Source organism: Nitrospirota bacterium (genome assembly GCA_020851375.1).
In the GTDB taxonomy this organism is placed as follows: Bacteria; Nitrospirota; 9FT-COMBO-42-15; order HDB-SIOI813; family HDB-SIOI813; genus RBG-16-43-11.
Genome location: JADZCV010000046.1, coordinates 13,301 through 36,144, shown reverse-complemented (window position 1 = coordinate 36,144; position 22,844 = coordinate 13,301). Strand labels below are relative to the sequence as shown.

Annotated in this window: 19 protein-coding genes; 2 read left to right on the top strand and 17 right to left on the bottom strand. The window is 45.6% G+C overall.

Translation table 11 applies throughout. From position 1 onward, the window contains the following. Positions 1-7: 7 nt before the first annotated feature. From rpsP to IT393_11165, 5 genes are all read right to left on the bottom strand, one after another. Positions 8-274 (bottom strand): 30S ribosomal protein S16, encoded by a 267-nt coding sequence (rpsP, locus tag IT393_11185; protein ID MCC7203207.1) that lies wholly within the window; start codon positions 272-274, stop codon positions 8-10. Positions 275-309: 35 nt separating this feature from the next. Further along, on the bottom strand, positions 310-1,179 hold the full coding sequence (locus IT393_11180) for a diguanylate cyclase (GenBank protein MCC7203206.1): 870 nt from the start codon (positions 1,177-1,179) through the stop codon (positions 310-312). Then, positions 1,176-2,516, bottom strand: coding sequence for a signal recognition particle protein (ffh, locus tag IT393_11175; protein ID MCC7203205.1), 1,341 nt, complete (start codon positions 2,514-2,516; stop codon positions 1,176-1,178). The genes IT393_11180 and ffh overlap by 4 nt, the downstream gene beginning before the upstream one ends. Positions 2,517-2,621: 105 nt before the next feature. Next, entirely contained in the window at positions 2,622-4,235 is a 1,614-nt protein-coding gene (locus IT393_11170) for a Na/Pi cotransporter family protein (protein ID MCC7203204.1), read from the bottom strand. Between the two features lie 7 nt (positions 4,236-4,242). Beyond that, complete coding sequence (locus tag IT393_11165; GenBank protein MCC7203203.1) at positions 4,243-6,906, bottom strand: bifunctional acetate--CoA ligase family protein/GNAT family N-acetyltransferase; 2,664 nt, start codon at positions 6,904-6,906, stop codon at positions 4,243-4,245. Positions 6,907-7,112: 206 nt separating this feature from the next. Here IT393_11165 and IT393_11160 point away from each other — a divergent pair, with 206 nt between their 5' ends. Together IT393_11160 and IT393_11155 are read left to right on the top strand one after the other, a co-directional pair. Beyond that, positions 7,113-8,087, top strand: coding sequence for an ABC transporter permease (locus IT393_11160; protein MCC7203202.1), 975 nt, complete (start codon positions 7,113-7,115; stop codon positions 8,085-8,087). Positions 8,088-8,095: 8 nt separating this feature from the next. Further along, entirely contained in the window at positions 8,096-8,929 is an 834-nt protein-coding gene (locus IT393_11155) for an ABC transporter permease (protein ID MCC7203201.1), read from the top strand. Positions 8,930-8,938: 9 nt separating this feature from the next. Here IT393_11155 and IT393_11150 read toward each other — a convergent pair whose 3' ends face one another. The 12 genes from IT393_11150 to IT393_11095 all read right to left on the bottom strand — a co-directional run bounded on the left by IT393_11150 (position 8,939) and on the right by IT393_11095 (position 22,830). Beyond that, on the bottom strand, positions 8,939-10,558 hold the full coding sequence (locus tag IT393_11150) for a methyl-accepting chemotaxis protein (GenBank protein MCC7203200.1): 1,620 nt from the start codon (positions 10,556-10,558) through the stop codon (positions 8,939-8,941). 95 nt (positions 10,559-10,653) lie between these two features. Beyond that, positions 10,654-11,061 (bottom strand): preprotein translocase subunit SecG, encoded by a 408-nt coding sequence (secG, locus tag IT393_11145; GenBank protein ID MCC7203199.1) that lies wholly within the window; start codon positions 11,059-11,061, stop codon positions 10,654-10,656. Positions 11,062-11,083: 22 nt separating this feature from the next. Beyond that, positions 11,084-11,854: a triose-phosphate isomerase gene (locus tag IT393_11140; GenBank protein MCC7203198.1), complete on the bottom strand. Its 771-nt coding sequence runs from the start codon at positions 11,852-11,854 to the stop codon at positions 11,084-11,086. A 33-nt stretch (positions 11,855-11,887) separates the two neighbouring features. Next, positions 11,888-13,090 carry a phosphoglycerate kinase gene (locus IT393_11135; protein ID MCC7203197.1) on the bottom strand — a complete coding sequence of 401 codons (1,203 nt, stop codon included), beginning with the start codon at positions 13,088-13,090 and terminating at the stop codon, positions 11,888-11,890. A gap of 8 nt (positions 13,091-13,098) precedes the next feature. Continuing rightward, on the bottom strand, positions 13,099-14,109 hold the full coding sequence (gene gap / locus IT393_11130; protein MCC7203196.1) for a type I glyceraldehyde-3-phosphate dehydrogenase: 1,011 nt from the start codon (positions 14,107-14,109) through the stop codon (positions 13,099-13,101). Positions 14,110-14,344: 235 nt separating this feature from the next. Next, positions 14,345-16,699, bottom strand: coding sequence for a PBP1A family penicillin-binding protein (locus tag IT393_11125; GenBank protein MCC7203195.1), 2,355 nt, complete (start codon positions 16,697-16,699; stop codon positions 14,345-14,347). 228 nt (positions 16,700-16,927) lie between these two features. Beyond that, the gene (locus tag IT393_11120) at positions 16,928-18,460 is read right to left on the bottom strand and encodes a YifB family Mg chelatase-like AAA ATPase (GenBank protein ID MCC7203194.1); all 1,533 of its coding nucleotides are present in this window, start codon (positions 18,458-18,460) and stop codon (positions 16,928-16,930) included. A gap of 14 nt (positions 18,461-18,474) precedes the next feature. Beyond that, positions 18,475-19,053 carry an SPOR domain-containing protein gene (locus IT393_11115; protein MCC7203193.1) on the bottom strand — a complete coding sequence of 193 codons (579 nt, stop codon included), beginning with the start codon at positions 19,051-19,053 and terminating at the stop codon, positions 18,475-18,477. Between the two features lie 82 nt (positions 19,054-19,135). Next, the gene (gene queA, locus IT393_11110; GenBank protein ID MCC7203192.1) at positions 19,136-20,152 is read right to left on the bottom strand and encodes a tRNA preQ1(34) S-adenosylmethionine ribosyltransferase-isomerase QueA; all 1,017 of its coding nucleotides are present in this window, start codon (positions 20,150-20,152) and stop codon (positions 19,136-19,138) included. A gap of 40 nt (positions 20,153-20,192) precedes the next feature. Beyond that, positions 20,193-21,368: a cysteine desulfurase gene (locus tag IT393_11105; protein ID MCC7203191.1), complete on the bottom strand. Its 1,176-nt coding sequence runs from the start codon at positions 21,366-21,368 to the stop codon at positions 20,193-20,195. Continuing rightward, on the bottom strand, positions 21,368-22,390 hold the full coding sequence (locus IT393_11100; protein MCC7203190.1) for an aspartate-semialdehyde dehydrogenase: 1,023 nt from the start codon (positions 22,388-22,390) through the stop codon (positions 21,368-21,370). Before IT393_11100 ends, IT393_11105 begins: the two co-directional genes overlap by 1 nt. A gap of 47 nt (positions 22,391-22,437) precedes the next feature. Further along, positions 22,438-22,830, bottom strand: coding sequence for an Ig-like domain-containing protein (locus IT393_11095; protein ID MCC7203189.1), 393 nt, complete (start codon positions 22,828-22,830; stop codon positions 22,438-22,440). Positions 22,831-22,844: the final 14 nt, after the last annotated feature.

Here is a 22,844-nt window from a genome sequence, read left to right as displayed (position 1 = left end):
TGCCGTACTATTTATTGATGTCATCAAACTTCTGCAGGATTCCGCTCCTCTTGAAGATCTGCCGGACTGTGTCCGAAACAGTAGCTCCCTTGCCAAGCCAGTAAAGAGCCCTGTCCTCCTTTATGCTCTCCACATTCTCAGCCTTAAGCGGATCATACATGCCAAGGACTTCAAGAAATCTTCCATCTCTCGGCATGCGGGAGTTTGCAACAACCACCCTGTAAAAAGGCCGTTTTCTCCTCCCCATTCTTGTCAGTCTAATCGTTGTTGCCACTAATACACCTCCTTATAAAATTACCAGACCTTATATTATAATGGAATTCCCTTATGTTCGTCTATAACATTTTTTATTTTCTGAAGCAATGACGGGAATTCCCTGTCCTCAACCAGCAGACACATATTTAACTTAACAGGCACAGGGAAATTTTCAGTCTGATTCAATTTAAGCATGTTATCCCTGAGTCTTTGAACAAATGCCTGCCCCTTTACCTCATCAACGCCATAAAGAAGTATGACATACTCGTCATCACCGTAACGGCTCGCTATGTCCACCTCCCTTATAGTCTTTTTAATTACCTTGCCAACCCCCCTGAGCACATCATCCCCTGCCCTGTGTCCATACCTGATGTTTAATTCCCTCAATCCTTCAACGTCGAGCATCAGGAGTGCTATAGTCCCGCCATGCCGCTGAAGCCTTTTGGCTTCAATGTTAAAAAGGTCTTCAAAATACTGCCTGTGATAGAGCTGAGTAAGCGGGTCAAGTCTTTCGAGCGACAACAGGCGTTCCTCCAGCAACTGCCTGTCAATCTCATTTCTTACAATGAACGCTGAAAGGATTTCTCCGTCACAGCTTACAGGCACAGCCAGACCAGGCAGGATAAACGGCTGTCCTGACTTGTCAGTAATCTTTACATCCAGGGAATCCCTGCCACTTTTATTCTCAACAACACTCAGCTTTGGACAGTCACCATCACATAGCTGGTTTCCATCCTTGTCATAACAAATAAACAGCTCCGTGCAGAGACGCATTGACTGGACCTCTGACTTTCTCCAGCCTGAAACAGTTTCAGCCGCGCCGTTCATTTCCACGATTCTCCATTCTTTATCAATAATAAAGATACAATCAGAGGAATGGTTAAAAATACCAGTAAGAACAGACCGGTTGATGTCAAAACTCATGAAAATAACCTTCTTGCCTTATTCAGCATTGATAGTTTACCTTTTGCCCCTGAGAGGCCTTTCATCATTTTCTTTGCCTCAAGAAAATGTTTAAGCAGTCTGTTGATCTCTTCAACGCTCGTGCCGCTCCCTTTTGCAATCCTTTTACGCCTGCTGCCATTTATAATAGTATGATCGACCCGCTCACGCATAGTCATTGAGTTTATTATAGCCTCTACACGCTTAAGGCTGTCTTCAGGGATATCTCCTCCGGCAGCCTGCAGCATTTTCCTGCCGCCTGGTATCATCTGGATCAGGTCTGTAAGCGAACCAAGCTTTCTTATCTGCCTCATCTGAGCCCTGAAATCCTCGAGGGTAAAGCCATCTCCCTTCAGCTTATCCTTTAACTTTGAGACCTCTTCGAGAGAGTAAGCATTTTGCGCTTTTTCTATCAGAGAAAGCACATCTCCCATCCCAAGTATCCTGGAAGCAATCCGATCCGGCTGAAATGGTTCGAGCTGGTCGAGCTTTTCACCCATACCAACAAGCCTTACAGGCTTGCCGGTTACATGCCGGACAGACAGCACAGCGCCCCCCCTCGCATCGCCATCCATCTTTGTCAAAATAATACCTGTTATATCAAGCAGCTTGTCAAAATGTGAGGCTATATTGACTGCATCCTGCCCTGTCATGGCATCAACTACGAGCAGCAGTTCAGCGGGGTTTACACTGGATTTTATCTGTACAAGCTCATCCATCAACTCGTCATCAATGTGAAGGCGTCCTGCCGTGTCAAGTATGACGACATCATGACCATACATTTTAGCATGTTCAACTCCTTCACGGCATACCGCTACGGCATCCTTTCCCCCTTCAGGAGTATATACCTGCACCCTGAGACTCTCCCCCAATACGCATAACTGCTTCACTGCCGCCGGTCTTCTGATGTCAGCAGCCACAAGCAACACCTTTCTGCCTTTCTCTTTAAACATCATGGCAAGCTTACCGGCTGTGGTCGTCTTACCCGAACCCTGTAGTCCTGAGAGCATAATTACTGTCGGCGGGTTGGGTGAGAGGCGAATGCCTTCGCTGTGCTCACCCATTACAGAACATAGTTCTTCATATACAATTTTGACGACCTGCTGACCTGGCGTAAGGCTCTTTAAGACATCCTGTCCCATCGCCCTTTCCCTGACCCGGTCAACAAATGCCTTTACAACCTTGAAATTGACATCGGCCTCAAGGAGAGCAAGCCGAACCTCTCTGAGCCCTTCCTGAATGTCCTGCTCAGTCAGCACACCCCTGCCCTTAAATTTTTTCAGCACAGCATCCAGCTTAGATGTCAGATTATCAAACATACTACTCCATATTAATATTTCTGAATAAACTGCACGATTTTAGATAAATTTCAGGAAATTGTCAAGGAGTAAACACAGTAAATTGCATAACCGAATATGTGAAAATTATTCTGCACCCTCTTCAAGTGTCGGATAGGCAATATTTGTAATATGTGAATTAATCCTCTTGAGATTACTCAGGATGTCAAGGTGTATTGCACTCGTATCTATTGACTCCTTAAGCCCCATGTGGAGCCTGTTGATGTGAGCCTGCCGCAGATCCCTCTCAATCTCCCCCATCCTTGCATTATGACGCACCACCTTATGCGCCAGCTCCTTGTCATGGCTGGTAAAGGCGGATATGACTATATCAAGATTTTCAAGCACCTTATTGTGAAATTCAGTAATCTCCTCCATTCCCTTTTCTGAGAAGGCAACTCCGTGATATATCTTCTTTTTTGCAAGTTCCATCAGGTTTTTATCAATAATATCACCAATATTTTCCATATTGCCTGTAATTGCAATTAACTCGAATTCCCTCCGTGACTGGGAAGGCGACAGTGACGATTGAGCAAGTCTAGTCAGATAAAACCTTATCTCTCTGTCGAGTAAATCAACGTCATCATCCCTTTGCTCTATCCTCTGAAGAAGGTCTCTGTCATTGTTTTTGAATACATTTATGCTTTCCCTTAGCATCCAGTGCACTATCTCAGCCATTCTCAGCGCTTCACGCGTGGCTTGCCCAAGGGCAAGCGAAGGAGTGCTCAGCACATGCGGATCCAGATATTTCGGAGCAAATCTTTCTTCTTTCCCTTCCGGCATCATTTTCTGAATCAGGTTCGCAATGGGGTTCGTCAGCGGTACAAAGATTATCCCGATTGCGATATTAAAAAGAGTATGTGCATTTGCAATCTGTCTTGGCACGTCAGAAGAGGTCAATTCAACGAGTCCTGTAAATAAACCAATAAAGGGAAAGAATATTACAACTCCGAGTATCTTAAATAAAATGTGGGCAGCAGCCACCTGTCTTGCCTCTATATTTGCACCAAAGCTTGAATATACGGCTGTTACACATGTGCCGATATTGGCGCCTAATATAATGGGAATTGCCACATCCAGCGTAATGAGATTATGAAGTGATAATGCCAGCGTCATGCCAATTACAGCAGCGCTGCTGTGAACAATTGCAGTAAGAACGGCGGCAATCAGTATGGCTGTAACAGGACTCTCCCCAACAGAAAGCAGCATTGTCTTGAATAAGACGCTGTCCTTCAACGGAACCATGCTTTCAGATATGATCTTTATTGAATAGAAGATAAAGGAAAAACCAAGAATACCCTCGCCTGCATCACGCACAACAGTCCGTTTTCCAAGAAACATGATGGCAACGCCGGCTGCAATGAAAAGGATTGCAATATCATAAATTCTGAAAGACAGTATCTGCACGGTGAAGGTCGTGCCGATGTCAGCCCCAAGGATGACACCCATTGTCTGATTCAGCCTCATCAATCCAGAACTGACAAAACCGACAAGCATCACCGTGGTAGCGCTGCTGCTCTGAAGAATGGCTGTAATGACTGCGCCGACCCCGATTCCCATGAACCTGTTTCTGGTGAGGGAAGTCAGAATGGCCCGGAGACGGCCGCCGGCCGCCTTCTGAAGGCCATCGCCGGCAAGTCTTATTCCGTATAACAGTATGGCTATGCCGCCAAGAAAGGATATAATAGAGTAGAAAGACATTAAGGTTTCATTTTAACATCAGCTCAACTTTGCTGAGACCGTCAGGCATGTCACGCACAGTAAACCCAAGCTCCCTGCATATCCTCAGCATCTGCCTGTTATCAGTCAAAACTATGCCATAAACCTTTTCCAATCCCTTTTCATGAGCAATTCCTATCAACATATCAACGAGCTTGTATCCCAACCCCCTTCGCTGAAAATCATCATGTACAAGGACCGCAAACTCGCCCTTCCTGAAGTCAGTCTCAATAATTATCCTTCCGATTCCTATTAACCGTTTCCTTCCGTCCTCCCTGAGCTCTGCCACTATCGCCATCTCACGGTCATAATCAATATTACAATATCTGGTCAGCATATCGTGTGATATTTTTCTGACTGCCTGAAAAAATCTGCCGACAAGGGCCTGTTCAGAAAGGGTTGACAGCATTTCGCTTTCCATAGGTTCATCTTCAGGCCGGATGGGTCTTAATAACACCTCTGTCCCGTCCATCAGTTTCCACGGTATTACATATCTTGTAGGATAAGGGGTTATGACGAGATGTTGATATGGAGAGGCCGACCCTATGGCATCTTTATCTATTATAGTCCTGGCGTCAAGCGCTGATATCGAACTCCCGGAAATAGCGAGAGGGTTTATGTCCATCTCCTCTATCTCAGGGAAATCAATTATGAGATTGGAGAAGGCAACAATTATCTGTTCTAATTGCCTGATGTCTGCAGGAGGTCTGCCCCGGTAACCCTGTATCATTTTAAAGACCTCTGTCTCTTCCATCAGCCTTCTTGCAAGAGTCTGATTTAACGGCGGGAGCGCAACTGAAAAATCACGGAAGATCTCTACCCCTATCCCCCCCATCCCAAAGAGGATTACAGTCCCGAACTCCCTGTCTTTTTTTGCACCCAGTATCAGTTCATAGTCAATCCGCTCGAACATCTTCTGGACAGAGACACCGCTGATCCTTGCCTCCGGCCGGTTTTCCCTTACACTGCTTATCAACCTGTTATACTTTTCCCTTAATTGATCCTCCGAGTTTACACCAGTTATCACACCTCCGACATCAGTCTTGTGTGTGATGTCCGGCGAGACGATCTTAAGTACCACGGGATAGCCGGTTTCTCCTGCTATGCTCAGCGCCTCATCAATGCTGCCGGCAGTATATGCCCTGGTAACAGGTATTCCATAATCCTTAAGCAGTTTCTTTGATTCATCTTCATTGAGGAGCAGCCTCCCCTCCTGTACACTGCGTCTGATCAGCGCCTTTAAGTGGTGCTTGGGAGGTGCCTGGTCAACTGACAATTCAGCGGGGGTTTCATACAGCAGCTGGAGGTTCTTGCCGTATTTATACATATACATATAGGTCTTGACTGCATGTTCAGGTGTACCAGTAGTAGGGATGTTGTTTTTGAGGAATACAGACCTTCCCTCTTTGGCCATCTTCCCCCCCATCCAGACGGCAATGATGGGTTTATATGTCTTTTTTGCAATGTCCACTATACGCTGTGCGAGTTCATCTGGTTTTGCAGCCCCCTGAGGTGTATAGATAACAAGTATGCCATTCACCTCATCCTCATTCAGACATACTTTGATAGCATGCAGATATCTATCTATGTCCGCATCTCCCAGGATGTCTATCGGGTTCCCCCTGCTCCAGTGCGCCGGCATGTGCTGGTCAAGCTCTTTTATGCCCTCATCAGAGATTTTTGACAACTCGCCATGAGACTGCATCAGAGCGTCGGTCGCTATAACGCCAACACCGCCTGCATTGGTAATAATTGCGAGTTTTGGCCCTTTAGGCAGATATTTGGAATCAAGTACCTCGGCTGCATTAAAAAGGTCTGCAATTTCTTCAATCCTGATGACGCCGGCCCTCTTAAAGGCAGCATCATAAACATGGTAGTCGCCTGCCATAGCGCCGGTATGTGAAACAGCGGCCCTTGCACTCTCTGCAAACTTGCCAGGTTTAATAACGATGATAGGCTTACTGCGGGCAAAACCCCTCGCTGCACTCATAAACTTCTTTGCATTTCCAATGCCCTCAATATAGAGCATAATGCTCCTTGTATTGGGGTCATCACCCACAAAATCAATTATGTCACCGAAATCTACGTCAACCATGGAACCAAGTGAGGCGAACATGCTAAAGCCTACGTGGGATTCCATAGCCCAGTCAAGTATAGCGCTTCCAAGGGCCCCGCTCTGTGATATGAAGGCTATCTTGCCAGGTTTTGGATTGACCTTAAGGAATGATGCATTCAAATCAATGTGCGGCCTGATAACACCGAGACAGTTTGGCCCAACAATCCGCATGCCATATCTGCGCCTGATCTTTCTTATTTCATCTTCCAGCCCCCGGCCCTCCTCACCGGACTCTCTGAAGCCCGCTGAAATAATTATCACACCTTCTATCCCGGCCTTACCGCACTCTTCAACAATTGCAGGTACCGTACTGGCAGGGGTAACGATCACAGCAAGGTCAACAATGACAGGGATATCTGAGACAGAGGCAAAGCATTCAATGCCCAGGACCTCTTTTCTTTTTGGGTTTACAGGAAAAACCCTGCGTCCCGGAGATCTGACTAAATTTTCTAATACCGTCCTTCCTACAGAACCATCCCGCTCTGTAGCGCCTATTACAGCGACGGTGTCAGGAGAAAACAGCTTTTTCACAAATATGCCCCCCTTTCAATCCATGCTGTATCAATAATGTTTTGTTAAATTGAATTCAAAGATGAGATACTGTATTTTTATCGTCAGATTAACCTATAACGATAATAAATCAAATTATCCCCCAATTCAAGTGAGATGCAGGATGCAAACTGTCCGGCAGTTCAGGCCTCTTCCAATTTCATCACTTAATTGATATTATTGCAGGAAGCCCGATGATTATTTATTTCGCCAAACGCCTGCTCGAGATGATTCCGACTATTATAGGGATAACACTGATATCTTTTTTCATAATTCACCTTGCCCCGGGCAAACCTACAGATATCCTTGCCGAGCTAAATCCAAAGATAACACCTGAGGCAAGGGAAAAGCTTGAAAAATATTATGGTCTCGATAAACCTGTAATTGTTCAGTATGGAATCTGGATAAAACGCCTGGTTAAACTTGATTTTGGTGAATCATTCTCCACAGACAAGAGACCTGTATGGGACAAGATAAAAGAGCGCCTGCCTGTTACAATCCTGATTAATGTTCTTTCCATGGCACTGATTATCCTGATAGCCATACCCATAGGGGTGTCATCTGCCACTCATCAATATTCACTTTATGACAAAATCTCTACCATTACTGTCTTCGTCGGCTTTGCCATGCCAACCTTCTGGCTTGCCCTCCTCCTTATGATTCTGTTTGGAGTTTACCTGGACTGGCTTCCCATATCCGGCATTAAATCATTGAATTATGACAGTCTGACTACAGGCGGAAAATTCCTGGATATGGCAAGTCACCTGATCCTCCCTGTATTGCTTGAGGCATTTGGCGGTCTGGCGGGTATGTCACGATACATGAGAAGCAACATGCTTGAGGTGATAAGGGCTGATTATATCACTACTGCGCGGGCCAAGGGACTTTCCGAGCGGGTTGTAATATATAAGCATGCAATGAGAAATGCCCTCCTGCCGGTTATTACAATCCTTGGACTGTCAGTACCAGGGCTTATCGGCGGAAGTGTGATATTTGAGACCATTTTTGCCATTCCAGGCATGGGGCAATTGTTTTACATGTCAGTCATGACGAGGGATTATCCGCTAATTATGGGAGTTTTAACAATTGGCGCTGTATTAACCTTAATAGGCAATATGCTTGCAGATACCGGTTATGCCCTGGCAGACCCAAGAATCAGAAACAGGTAAGTTGACCAATGATAATATCTTTTTGGATGCGTTTTAAAAAGAACAAACTCGCATTACTCGGCGGTTTTATCGTTGCATGTCTTTTTACAATAGCAATATTGGCGCCGGCCATTACACCCTATGATCCAAATACAATCAATGTACTTAATATCCTCGAACCACCCGGCTTTACACATCCGTTTGGTACTGATGACCTGGGCCGGGATATCCTGAGCCGCATCATCTGGGGATCACGAATCTCTTTATCAGTAGGATTTGTGGCAGTGGGTATTTCCACATTCATTGGTGTAATACTTGGGGCGATTACAGGATATTACGGAGGCTGGACCGATCGCGTCATAATGAGATTTGTGGATATTATGCTCTCAATTCCGACATTCTTCCTGTTACTGGCAGTCATCGCCTTTCTTGAGCCTGGGATAAGCAACATAATGATTGTAATCGGTCTTACATCATGGATGGGTGTAACAAGGCTTGTACGGGCAGAATTTCTGTCAGTTAAGGAGAGGGAATTTGCTCAGTCTGCAAGGGCTATAGGCTCGGGGGACCTCAGGATAATCTTCAGGCATATCCTTCCCAACTCCATGGCCCCTGTGCTTGTATCTGCAGTACTCGGGGTCGCAGGCGCCATCCTGACAGAGTCTGCGTTAAGCTTCCTCGGCATTGGCGTTCAGCCGCCTGAGGCAAGCTGGGGCAATATACTTACTATAGGCAAAGACAATATAGAGATTGCATGGTGGTTGTCCGTATTTCCCGGTCTTGCAATACTCATTACTGTCCTATCTTACAATCTCCTTGGCGAGGGCATCCGGGATGCCATAGACCCGCACATGAAGCTGTAACCGATAAGATCATATCTTGAATTGCCCGCCCATCTGAAGAAGTCGTGAGGCGAGTCTGGCAACCTCTGAAGATGCCTCTGCTATATGCTCCGAGCCTGTAGATGTCTCTTTGGAGATATTTGCTACTGCCATTATATCCCCGCTGATCTGCTCGGATGTGGCAGACATCTCCTCTGTTGCCGAGGCTATCTGCTGAACCATAATCTGGAGTTCGCTTACCGCTGCTACGATCTTCTGCAGGGCCTCTCCTGTCTGAGTGGAAAATTCCACGCCTGTCCCGACCATCTTTTTTACCTCATCCATTGATGTAACGCTCTTTTGCACTTCATCCTGGATTGCTCCTATCATGGAACCAATTTCTGATGTGGCCTTGGCCGTTCTCTCCGCGAGTTTTCTTACTTCATCAGCAACAACTGCAAAGCCTTTGCCCTGCTCACCCGCGCGCGCCGCCTCGATGGCCGCATTTAACGCAAGCAGATTGGTCTGATCTGCAATCTCACTTATTACCCTGATAATGTCGCCGATCTGTTTGGACCTTTCACCGAGAGAAACCATTAACTTTGACGACTCACTCATTGTTGAAGCAATATCCTTTACCTCTGAAACCGACTTGTCAACAATATTTTCTCCCTCCCTGGCTACCTTTGCCGTATCACTGGCGGACGTTGCGATGCTTGATGCATTCCTTGCTATTTCGACGACAGTCTGAGCCATTTCGTGCGCAGCAGAGGCTATCTGTGTAGACCTGTCTGACTGGGAAATTACCCCTTTGGACATCTGCTCTGAACTTGCGCTCAATTGTTCGCTTGCAGAGGCCATGTTATCTGATGTCGACTTCATGTCTGAAATAAGTTTCTTGAGGCTATTCACCATATTTTCCATTGAATGGAGCAGCTGACCTGTTTCATCATTGTTGTCATATTCGATCTTTACAGAAAGATCTCCATTGGCAATAGAATTTGAAACGCTTACTGCCTTACCTAACGGGTTAACTATACTTGATGTTATGTACCATGCGGTAAAAACGCCTGCAGCAATTGACACCACAGATATTATCAAAAGAACCGTTATGATCAAATCTATAGAATCCTCGACATTGCTGGTCATTTCAATAACTTCATCTGACTGCTGTTTGACAAATTCATCAACACTTGCCGTAATTGCCTCACTCGTTTTATCAAATTCATCCATTATTATATTGCCAGCTTCAATGCCTTCATTGATATAGGCATTGGCCATTTTCTTGCCGGTGTCATAGTATCTGACAAATGAAGACTCAAGGTCTTCCATCTTCATAACAGATACCTGATCATTTTCTGCCCTGTACATATCCTTGAATTTAGCGACATCCTGCCTGAATTTAACTGCAAATGCCTCTGCTTCCTTGAAAACCTCTTTATCCCGGGTTGCAGACGCATCCGTAAGAAATTGCTGAACCTGCACGACATCAAAGGCTATGTCTTTTGCAATAAGGGCGTATGGCAGGCTCTTATCTTTAACAGTTTTCACATTGTTGTCAGACTTATGCAAAAGAACAACAGTTATGACCCCGCTTATTACAAAAAGTGATAATGCAATTGTGAAACCAGCCAAAAGACGAGTCTTGATTTTCATTTTCTTTAGAAACATCCTACCGCCCTCCTGTATATTAAGTTAGTTGGATCATACTGGCAAATTGGCAGAATTGTTGTCGGATATGCGATAGAAAATCTTTAAGTAAACTGCTACTTCCTTGCTGGTGCGGTCGGTGAGGACTCAGACCCGGATGATGCAGGCGGCATTACAGCAGTCTTTGCAGGCGAGCCTGGCGCTGATGCCGGAGCGCCTGATTGCGGCATTGGTTCAACAGACTGAGGCATTGCAGGCGCCTGTGATTGTTCCGGTATTACAGATGAACCACCCTTGTCACTGCCTACAAAGGCAAGGGAAAAAGATGTTAATATAAAGATAACTGCAGCGATCGTCGTAAGTTTACTTAAAAAACTTCCCGGACCGCGGCTGCCGAAAACACTCTGGCTTGATGCGCCTCCAAAGGCAGCACCCATATCCGCCCCTTTTCCCCTTTGGAGCAAAACCACCCCAATGAGGAATACAGATACTATTATGTGAATAATTACAAGAAATATTGTCACTTTGCCCCCTTACCAGTACACATTAATTAACAGCTGCGCTCGAAATAATCTTAAAGAATGAATCGGCTTTAAGGCTTGCGCCTCCGACAAGAGCACCATCAATGTCGGGTTGCCTTATCAGTCCGCCTGCATTTTCAGGCGTCACACTCCCGCCGTATAGTATCCTGACGGTCTCAGATACACTCCTGCCGTAAGTCTCTCTTAATATAGACCTTATAAATCCATGAACCTCCGCTGCCTGTTCTGAAGTTGCGTTTTTGCCTGTCCCTATTGCCCAAACAGGCTCATAGGCAATCAGCAGGCTACTCACAGCCTCTTCGCTTAAACCATCAACCCCCTTTTCAACCTGATTCCTGATAATACGGAATGTCTCGTCATCTTCCCTCTGTTGGAGTGATTCTCCGACACAAAACAGGGGCCTGAGCCCTGAGTAAATTGCTCGCCTTATCTTTTTGCTAATCTGTTCATCCGTTTCACCAAAAAGCTGTCTTCTCTCACTATGCCCTACTATGACATATTTGCACCCGCAATCGGCAAGCATCGCTGCCGAGATTTCACCTGTATAGGCCCCCTTCTCCTCCCAGTAAAGATCCTGCGCTGCAACATCAATATTGCCACCACTTTTTACTGCATCTGATATGGCATTAATAGCAGTAAAAGCCGGAGATAAGATGATATCCACATTATTTACAGGTGTATCCCTGAGCATTTTTCTGAAATCAGACACAAATTGCAACGCCTCGGATATTGTCTTATTCATCTTCCAGTTTGCAGCTATCACATGTTTACGCAAGTCTTATCTCCCGGCAGTCCATAAAGGCCATCTCTACACCGAAGTTGTTTCCCTGTCATCAAGGGCCATAATACCAGGCAACGGCTTTCCCTCAAGCATCTGGAGAACTGCCCCTCCGCCTGTTGATATGAATGACATATTTTCCGACTCCCTCGCCTTGTCCACGGCATTTGCCGTGTCACCTCCGCCTACGATAGTAAGTGCATATGACTCTGCTACAGCGTGAGCCACGGCGAATGTGCCTCGCGAAAATGCATCAATCTCAAACACCCCCATTGGCCCATTCCATAATATAGTCCTTGCATTGGCTATTGCCTCTGTAAATAGCTTAACTGATGCGGGCCCTATATCCAGCGCCTTCCAGTCCTTCGGTACCTCCTGCACAGTGACTATCATTGTTTCTGCGCCAGGTTCCATACTGGGTGCAACTACACAGTCAACCGGCAGATAGAACTTTATACCGCTCTGTCGGGCAGCATTATAGATCTTTATTGATACATCAAGCATTTCAGGCTCTACCAGGGAATTTCCCACCTCATAGCCCATAGCCTTGAGGAACGTAAACGCCATGCCTCCGCCAATAATGACCTTGTCCACCTTCTTGCCAAGGTTTTCTATCATTCCAAGCTTGCCCGAAACCTTTGCACCACCCAGTATAGCAACAAATGGTCTCGCTGGATTAGCCATCACACCGTCAACATATTCGATTTCCTTTTTGACAAGAAATCCTGCTACGGCAGGCCTGACATATTTTGTTATACCTGTAACCGATGCATGGCTACGGTGGCTTGTACCAAAGGCATCATTGACATATACATCCGCTAATGAGGCAAGTTTCTTTGCAAACTCGTCATCCTTGCCTTCCTCACCTGGATAGAACCTCAGATTCTCTAAAAGAACAACATCTCCCGGCTCCATGTTGTTTACCACTTTTTCCACTTCAGGCCCAATACAGTCATCCAGAAACATCACATCCTTGTTTAAAAGCCTCTGCAGACGCCTTACAACGGTTGAAAGGGTTAAAGCCGGATTCTTCCTTCCCTTTGGCCTTCCAAGATGAGATGCGAGAATAACCTTAGCCCCTTCATCAATAGCATAGTTAATAGTTGGGAGTGCAGAACGGATCCTGGTGTCATCAGTAATATTGAGCTCTGAGTTGAGCGGTACATTAAAGTCCACCCTTATGAATACCCTTTTATTCCTGATATCAACATCCCTGATAGTAAGCTTATTCAAAACCGGCGTCATTTAATGCCTTTCCTGCTCATAAAAAGAATAAGGTCCTTAATTCTTGTGGAGTATCCCCATTCGTTGTCATACCAGGCAATAACTTTTACCATCCTCTTGTCAAGAACCCTTGTAAGAGTCCCGTCTACAATGGACGAATGGTCATTGCCCTTAAAGTCTATTGAGACAAGTGGGGATTCAGTATATTCAAGATATCCCTTCAGTTTGCCTGCAGCAGCCTTTTTCAGCGCAGAATTTACCTTCGCCTCATCTGTGTCTTTCTCTGTTTCAACAACCAGGTCCACCATGGAAACATTTGGAGTCGGAACCCTCACCGCCATTCCATCGAGTCTGCCCTCCAATTCCGGCAGAACCAGGGAAATGGCCCTTGCCGCACCTGTTGAGGTAGGAATCAATGAGACTGCCGCTGCCCGTGCCCTCCGAAGGTCCTTATGCGGCAGGTCAAGCAGCTTCTGGTCGTTTGTATATGAGTGTATGGTAGTCATAAGTCCGCGCCTGATGCCGAAGCTATTCAGGAGGACTTTTGCTATAGGCGCAAGGCAATTCGTCGTACATGAGGCATTGGAAATAATTTTGTGACTCTTCGAATTATACTTATTGTCATTTACCCCTAAAACTATAGTTACATCCGGATTTTTTGCAGGTGCTGATATAATAACCTTTTTCGCTCCGCCCTTCAGGTGCTTTTCTGCATCCTCCCTCTTCGTAAACAGGCCTGTTGACTCAACTACTACGTCAACTCCAAGGTCTCCCCAGGGCAGCTTCAGCGGGTCTCTCTCTGCCAGTATCTTTATCTCCCTGCCGTTTACCATAAGACTGTTCTCTTTTGCGTACACATCTGCATTCAAGATTCCGAATACTGAATCGTATTTCAGCAGGTGTGCAAGAGTTTTTGCATCTGTAAGATCATTAATTGCCGCAATCTCAATCTCAGGATTGTTGAATACAATACGAAAGAAGTTCCTACCTATCCTGCCAAAGCCGTTAATACCAATTTTTACAGACATATACACTCCTTTCAGAATATTTTGCATTGTGATAATATTAGAAAGCACATCATAAGTCAAGGCCAAATATAGCCTTTAGCACGACACCTGCAATCAGCGGGGCAACACAATACGGACGCAAGATATGGCTTTAGACAAGGCGGACGACCAAGAAAACCGCAGGCGTACTTTTATTGTACGTTGAGGATTTTCGGAGGAGTCCAACGCCGTATAAAGCCATATATTGCGTCCGTATTCAGTCAACGGGTTCATCGTCAATTATGTACCTTCCAGGACGCGGACCTGATGCCCTGGATACTTCATTGGGTTCTGTCCCTTTCCGGAATATCTCAACCTGAAAGTCGGTCAGGTATGGTGATGCTAAAAGACCGTTATATGGATCAATTTTTACAAACATTATGTCCTCTGGAATGGGGAAATAGGATGGCGGCAGCCTGTTTATGGAAGTCTGCATATATTCAATCCATATCGGTAATGCCGCACGAGCACCCGCCTCGCCATGACCTATGCTCCTCATGTCATCAAAACCCACCCATGTGCCTGTTGCCAGGCTTGATGTATAACCTACAAACCATGCATCAGTAAAATTATTTGTTGTCCCTGTCTTGCCGGCAACAGAACCTCCCAGCCCGCGTGCGCGTCTGCCTGTTCCTTTCTGTATTACATCCTCCATCATACTGGTCATAATATAGGCTGTCTGAGGCGAGAGGACGTCTTCTGAAACCGGGGCAGACCGCTCAAGAATCCTGCCATTATTATCAGTAATATACTTTATAAACGTGGGCTCTGCCCGGATACCCTGATTCGCAAATACCCCATACGCGCTTGTAAGTTCAATCAGAGAAACCCCGGAAGATCCAAGCGCAAGAGACAGGTTTCTCTCAAGATTGCTCCTGATTCCCATCCTGTTTGCAAAACTAATAACCCTGTCAATACCAACCTTCTCTGCCAGTTTAATTGTTACGACATTCCTTGAATAGGCAAGTGCATCCCTTAAAGTCATAGGACCGTAAAATTTACCGTCATAGTTTTCAGGTGTCCAGTCCTTATCCCACCCCGGGATACTGTAACTGATAGGGGAATCATCAAGCACAGTCGCTGCAGTAAAATCATTATCAATAGCTGCACCGTATACAAAAGGTTTAAAAGCAGATCCAGGCTGCCTGCGCGACTGGACAGCCCTGTTGAACTCACTTCGTTTAAAATCAAAACCACCGACCATGGCCCTGACATAGCCTGTTGCAGGGTCAATGGAAATAAGAGCCCCTTCAACTACAGGTTCCTGATCAAGGGCAAAAACAACGTTGTTGTCGTCTTTAATGCTAATCACTTTGACATAAACAACATCGCCTGCGACCAGAATATCCTTAGCTGTAGAATCATCGCTCAGATAATTCACCTTTTTGGCACCAGTGCCTGAAAGTCTCTTTCTTGCCCACAGCATATTCTCGACAGGAATACGGCCAGTAAGCCTTCCTGCCCTGACAGTGGCAAAGCTATTCTCAACACTAATAACAATGCCTTGTACTATATCTCCAGGCAGAATGTCTTCCTGTGTCACAGTCCCCACACGGCCTTCAAGCCATTCTTTAATCTCTGAGGGTGATTTGTGAACTACCGGCCCTCTGTAGCCCTGCCTCTTGTCAAGCGCCCTCAAACCATTCTTTACCGCTAAAGTTGCCTCTTTCTGGAGATCATAGTTTATCGTGGTATAAACATTCAAACCGCCCTTGTAGACCTTCTCAACACCATACACAGACACGAGATACTGCCTTATATATTCATTAAAATACGGCGCGATTTCCTCCTGTTTTTCATACTTCCTGAGGAATATGTCCTGCATATACGCCTTTTTGTAATCTTCCTCATTAATATAACCTTCTTCCATCATCCTTTTCATAACGAACTTCTGCCGCATCTTCACCCTGTCAGGATAAAGATAAGGAGAATAAAGCGCCGGTGAACGTATTATTGCCGCCAGAAGGGCAGATTCTGAAAGTGTAAGGTATCTTACGTCTTTGCCAAAATAAATTTGCGAGGCTGACTGAACACCATAGGCCCCCCGCCCAAGGTATATCTGATTAAGGTATATCTCAAGTATCTGGTCCTTGGAAAGGATGCTCTCAATCCGTCTGGCCAAAATGGCCTCTTTCAACTTTCTCAATATAGTCTGCTCAGGAGTAAGAAAGAGCGAGCGGGCAAGCTGTTGGGTAATTGTGCTCCCCCCCTGTTTTATATCGAGGGAAATAATATTAACCCAGAAAGCCCGCAGGATGCCTTTATAGTCTAATCCCTTGTGTGAGTAGAAGGCATCATCCTCAACAGCAACAACCGCCTCCTTAAGGTATAAGGGAATTGCGTTGAATGGAACCAGCACACGCTTTTCAACATAGAATTCACCAACTATTTTATTGTCATCTGAATATATGCGGCTGACAAGGCTCGGTCTGTATTCCCTCAGAGACTCAACCCGCGGCAAATTCCTGTACACAAGAAAAAATCCAATACCGGCGGCAATACCGGCTGCAATCAGAATAATTGCTGCAAAAAGTACAGCTAATCTGACCTTAAGACTTCGCTTACGTTTCACCTGAAATTGCTCCTATGTACCCGTCATTCCCACGAAACCTGTCCCCGCAGGATTTATGCGGGGAGTGGGAATCCAGAATCAGGCCTCGGTCTGGATTCCCGCTTACGCGGGAATGACGTTTTCATGACCCCTTGTGAGCCCAGGCCCATGACGGTTCATCCCCATTTGCAAGCTCTGAGTCGTATTGATTCCCACAAACTTCCAAATGCAGGGAAGGATAATCGAATATCATACTATATTCCTGTCCAACATTCTATACCCTATCGCCTCAGCCACATCCTGTGTCAATATGTCCTCTCTCAAATCGAGATCTGCGATAGTTCTTGCAACCTTTAAAATCTTGACATAACCTCTGACGCTGATTCCCAGCCTTTCCATTGAATGCTCAATCAGTCTGCCTGATTCCGCATTAATACGGCAGTACCTGTTGACATGCGATTCCTTCATGTCAGCGCTGCAGTATATGCCTTTCTCGCCGTTGTATCTTGTCCTCTGGCACTCTCTTGCCATATTGACACGCTTTCTGATTTCTGCAGAAGTTTCTCCGCTGCAGTCAGTCCTGATTTCCCTTGCAGATAAAGGCGGAAGATTCACATGTATATCAATACGGTCCAGCAATGGACCCGATATCCGGCTTCGGTATCTCTTTATCTGGATTGGTGAACACACGCAGTCCCTGTCAGCCGTTGAAAAGTAACCGCACGGACAGGGATTCATGGCGCCTACAAGCATAAACCTTGCCGGATATTTTACAGTGCTTCCGGCCCTCGAGATTGTAATACATCTATCCTCCATGGGTTGTCTCAGTACCTCGAGGACATCCCGCCTGTATTCTGGCATCTCATCCAGAAACAGGACTCCGTTATGGGCAAGGCTGATCTCTCCTGGCCTTGGGATGCTTCCACCGCCTGCAATACCTGCATAGGAAATAGTATGATGTGTGTATCTGAACGGCCGATATTTCATGACCGGCTCATCCTGATTTAATACTCCGGCAAGACTGTGAATTCTGGTCGTCTCTATCGTCTCATCAAAGCTGATATCCGGAAGAATTGTTGATAGTCTTTTTGCAAGCATACTCTTGCCTGAGCCGGGAGGACCAATCATCAATACATTGTGCCCGCCTGCTGCCGCAACCTCTAACGCCCTCTTGGCATGTTCCTGTCCCTTTACCTCCGACATATCTGTGTCATATGAGGCGCTTATTACCGATGGAAGACGACAGCCTCTTCGATGAGGTTCCGGCAGCACATTGCAGGCAAGCAACCCGATAACCTGTTGCAGCGTGTCAACCCCGTAGATATCTATACCGCCGATAATTGCAGCCTCTTCCACATTATCTCCTGGTAGAAACAACCCCTTCAGTCCGGCATTCTTTGCGGCTATGGCGATAGACAGGGCACCCTTTACAGGCTTTGTACGGCCATACAGAGACAACTCTCCTATAAACATAAGGTCTTTAATTGCCTCACTCCTGACATGTCCCTCTGCACACAGGATAGCTATTGCTACAGGTAAATCATACAGCGCCCCTTCCTTTTTCTGATCTGCAGGAGCAAGGTTCACCGTTATCTTTTTTGGGGGAAGTTTAAAACCGGCATTTCTAAGTGCAGACCTAACCCGCTCCCTGCTCTCCCGCACAGCGGTATCAGGCAGGCCTACTATAGTAAAAAGAGGAAGTCCGTAAACAAGGTCTGCCTCAACCTCAACGATTGAAGCGTCCACCCCTGTGATAATACTGCTCAATACCCGCGCCAGCATAATTATTACCAGAGTTAATCATTTTTGGAAGTTTTTATTACGTAGGTAGCAAACCCTTCTCTTTTCAGGACTGAAGCAACCTCATTTGCATCCACTATTGACAGGAACTTTCCGATTCTCACCTTAAATATGGGAATACTCGCTGATTTGTCATCCCTGATTACATACGGGGCAAAGCCTTTTGACATGATTAGACCTGCAATCTCATTAGCAGCCTTTTCCTGTTTCAGCGCAGCTATCTGAACCGTATAAATTATACCCTCATTATCCCTTGTCTCTATCTTTTTTAATATCTCGCTGTCTATCTCTTCAGTTTTTTTATCAACCGGAGGTTCTTTGTATTTATTACGATCCGCATCAGGTTTCGACGGTTCAACTTTAAACGGAATTACATCACCCTCCTTGCTGTTGAGTACTTTATAAAATGTAAAATCATTGGTGCCTTCTTCCGCATCAGTATTTTGCTCCTGATCCTTAACTTTCGTGTAGATATTGCCCGGCTTTAAATCAACATTAACACCTCCCGGCTTTTTACGGAGAAAATACACACTTCCGGCAAGGATCAAAATCATTATCAGGAAAACGGCTGTCATTCTCCGTATTTTGTTCCTTTTTTTCCTGACTTGCTTCTTTGAAATATGCCTTAATTCCCGCAATCAGCACCCCATATATGATTCAGATGATTAACATTGCATCGCCGTAACTATAGAATCTGTACTTCTTCTCAACAGCCACAGCATAGGCGTTCAATATATTCTCCCTGCCTGCAAATGCTGTAACAAGCATAAATAATGTAGATCTCGGGAGATGAAAGTTTGTTATCATTGCATCAACAATATTAAACTTGTAACCAGGATAAATAAAAAGCCCTGTTTCACCTTCTGCAGGCTTTAACACTCCATCTATTGAAGCCTGTTCAAGCGCCCTGACGGAAGTCGTACCCACTGCTATGACACGCCCTCCCTTTTCCTTAGTCTGCCTTATATGCTCCGCAGCCTCTTCAGAAACCTTAAACCATTCATTCTCCATCTGGTGATCCGTTATATACTCTGATTTGACAGGCCTGAACGTACCTATGCCGACATGAAGAGTAATGTAAACAACAGAGACCCCATGATTTGTCAATGCCTGCATGAGCTCCCGGGTAAAGTGCAGTCCTGCTGTCGGGGCTGCAATAGCCCCGTCTTCCAGTGCATACACAGTCTGATAACGCTCCCTGTCTTCTTCACATGATTCCCTCCTGATGTATGGCGGAACAGGCATTTGCCCTATCTCTGAAAACAATCTCTTCAGCTCCGACGGATGAGCAAACTTCACGATATAATGATTCTTTGCCACACCTGATACCTCGCACCGGCAATAATCAGAAAATCTTATCCCTGTCCCTGGCCTTAATTTCCTGTTTGACATGGCTTCCCAGCTGTTTTCATCAAGTTTCTTCAAAAACAACAGCTCGACGCGGCCGCCTGTGCCTTCCTTTTCACCAGTCACCCTGCAGGGAATCACCCGGGTATTATTCAGTACAAGGACGTCGCCATGCCTCAGGCTTTCAATTACATTGCTGAATTTCCTGTGTCCGGCAGTCCCGTCAGTCCTGTTCAGGACAAGAAGGCGGGAATCATCCCGCTTTGATTCCGGATACTGGGCAATCAATGAAGGGTCAAACGGATAATCGTAATCACTCAGATTAATCATGAAGTCACTTTTAATATTTAATCGGAGGGGATTTATACTAATTGTTTCCTGGACGCCTGCCCTGAAATACAGGAGACATGTCCCGGAGATTATTCACCACATCCTTAAATACATCAAGGAAATAACCCAGCTCTTCTTCAGTATTATCCTTACCCAGCGTTATTCGCAGGGAAGATCTCGCCTCTTCATAGGATAACCCTATGGCAGTAAGTACATGGGAGGGGCCCTTCATTGCAGATATGCATGCACCCCCTGATGATACGGCTATACCCTTGAAGTCAAGATTAATGATCATAGCCTCGCTGTCAACATAGTCAACAACAATATTGATGTTGTTCGGCAGGCGCTGCTTTTCATGGCCATTTAACCTTACGCCCTCTATCTCGAGGAGTGACTTCATCAATTTATCCCTAAGCGAAGTAATGTAACTGATCTGTGCATCCATCTCAAGCATGGACATCTGTGCAGCCTTCCCCATTCCGACAATCCCAGGCACATTCTCAGTGCCGCCCCGAAGCCTGAACTCCTGAGTCCCGCCGTACAGATGAGGTGATATAGCGGTCCCCTTTCTCACGTACAATCCGCCCGCACCTTTTGGACCGTAAAACTTATGACTGGAAAAAGACAGAAGGTCAGCGAGATAATCATCCACCTTTGCAGGTATGTGTGAAAATGTCTGAACAGCATCAGTGTGAAAATACACATCAAATTTCTTTGCTATCAAACCAATTTCCTTCAATGGCTGAATAGTGCCTATCTCATTGTTTGCATGCATTACGGATATAAGTATGGTGTCATCTGATATTGCGGCCCGAACATCATCAGGGTCCACAAATCCATCTCCTGTAACAGGAAGATAAGTAACCTTCCAGCCTTCCCGTTCAAGGAATCTGCATGGTTCAAGAACTGCGCTATGTTCGATCTTTGTAGTTATAATATGCCTTCCCTTATCCCTGTTGGCATATGCTGTACCGAATATTGCAAGATTATCAGACTCTGTCCCCCCGCTCAGAAAAATAATCTCTTCATCCCTTGCGCCAATCATCTGGGCAATTCTTGAACGTGCCTCATTTATAGCATTAGCAGTTTCCTTGCCAAAAAAGTGACCACTCGACGGATTACCAAAACAGTTTTTAAAAAAAGGCTGCATGGCATCTATAACTTCAGGCCTCGTAGGTGTGCTCGCTGCATTATCAAGATATATCCTGTTCATTAATTATTTACCCTTTCAAGCAGTATCTCAGCAATCTGCACAGCATTCGTAGCAGCGCCTTTTCTAAGATTATCCGCAACTATCCAAAGATTCAGACCATTTGCTATAGACTCATCTGCCCGAATCCTCCCGACGAAGACCTCATCCTTCCCGGCAGAATCCACAGGAAGGGGATATATGTTCCTTTTTGGGTCATCATAGACGACAATACCAGGCGCTGCGGACAATATAGCCCGGGCCTCATTCGCGCTGATATTCTCTTCTGTTTCGATATTAACGGCCTCTGAATGACCAATGTACACAGGTACCCTTACAGTCGTGGCAGTAATCCTGATGCTTTCATCACCAAGTATCTTTCTCGTTTCATTCACCATCTTCATTTCTTCTTTTGTATAGGCATTATCAAGAAACATGTCAATATGCGGAAGGCAATTAAAAGCAATCTGATGCGGAAAGACCTCAACCTTTACATCCTGAAAACTAAGAAGGGACTTGGTCTGTTCAAATAGTTCGTCCATTGCCTCTTTACCCTTGCCTGACACAGACTGAAAAGTCGTAACAACGATCCGTTTTATTCTTGCCTTGTCATGTAATGGCTTTAATGCCACTACCATCTGTATGGTGGAACAGTTTGGATTTGCAATAATTCCCCTGTGTTTCATGGCAGCATCCGGATTGACCTCGGGAACCACGAGAGGCACATCCGGATCCATTCTGAAAGCGGAGCTGTTATCAATTACCACAGCGCCGGCCTTTACAGCAACCGGTGCAAACCGCAGGCTAATTTCCTCGCCGGCAGAGAAAAGCGCAATATCAATTCCGCTGAAGGCATCTTCCTGCAGCAGTTCCACGACATAATCCATGTTCATATATGTAAGCGATTCACCAGCCGACCTTTCGGATGCAAACAATCTCAGTTGATCAACCGGAAACTTGCGCTCTTCAAGCACCGCTGTCATTTCCTTTCCTACAGCACCTGTAGCGCCTACAACGGCAACATTATATTTATCCTTCCTGCGCATCTCCCCTCCAAATATTCAACATGTCAGATTTTAATTAAATTTCGTGATTAATTACCGGTGGTAAACATCCATACGTAAGGCACTCCAGTAAGATATTTACCATCTTTCGACTGGCCCTGTTTGACTATACACTGATAAAAGGTATTGACACTCAGGGGATTATACGGCCTGAAAACAAGTGTTGTATTTGAGTCTATCCATCGCAATGTACCGTCAATTTTAACCCCCTGGGCCAGTAAATCAAAACCGATATCAGCGCCCGGTTCCATTATTTCGCTGAATCTGATACTTATATCTGTATATCTTGATATATTAAAATCGCCGGTGGACGGGTATGTGGATACTATATAAGGTCCATCATTGAGTAATCCGGGATCTACCGTTGCACAGCCACCTGAAAGAATGACCATACCGGCCGATATGAAAAATATTAACCACATAAATCGTCTCTTGT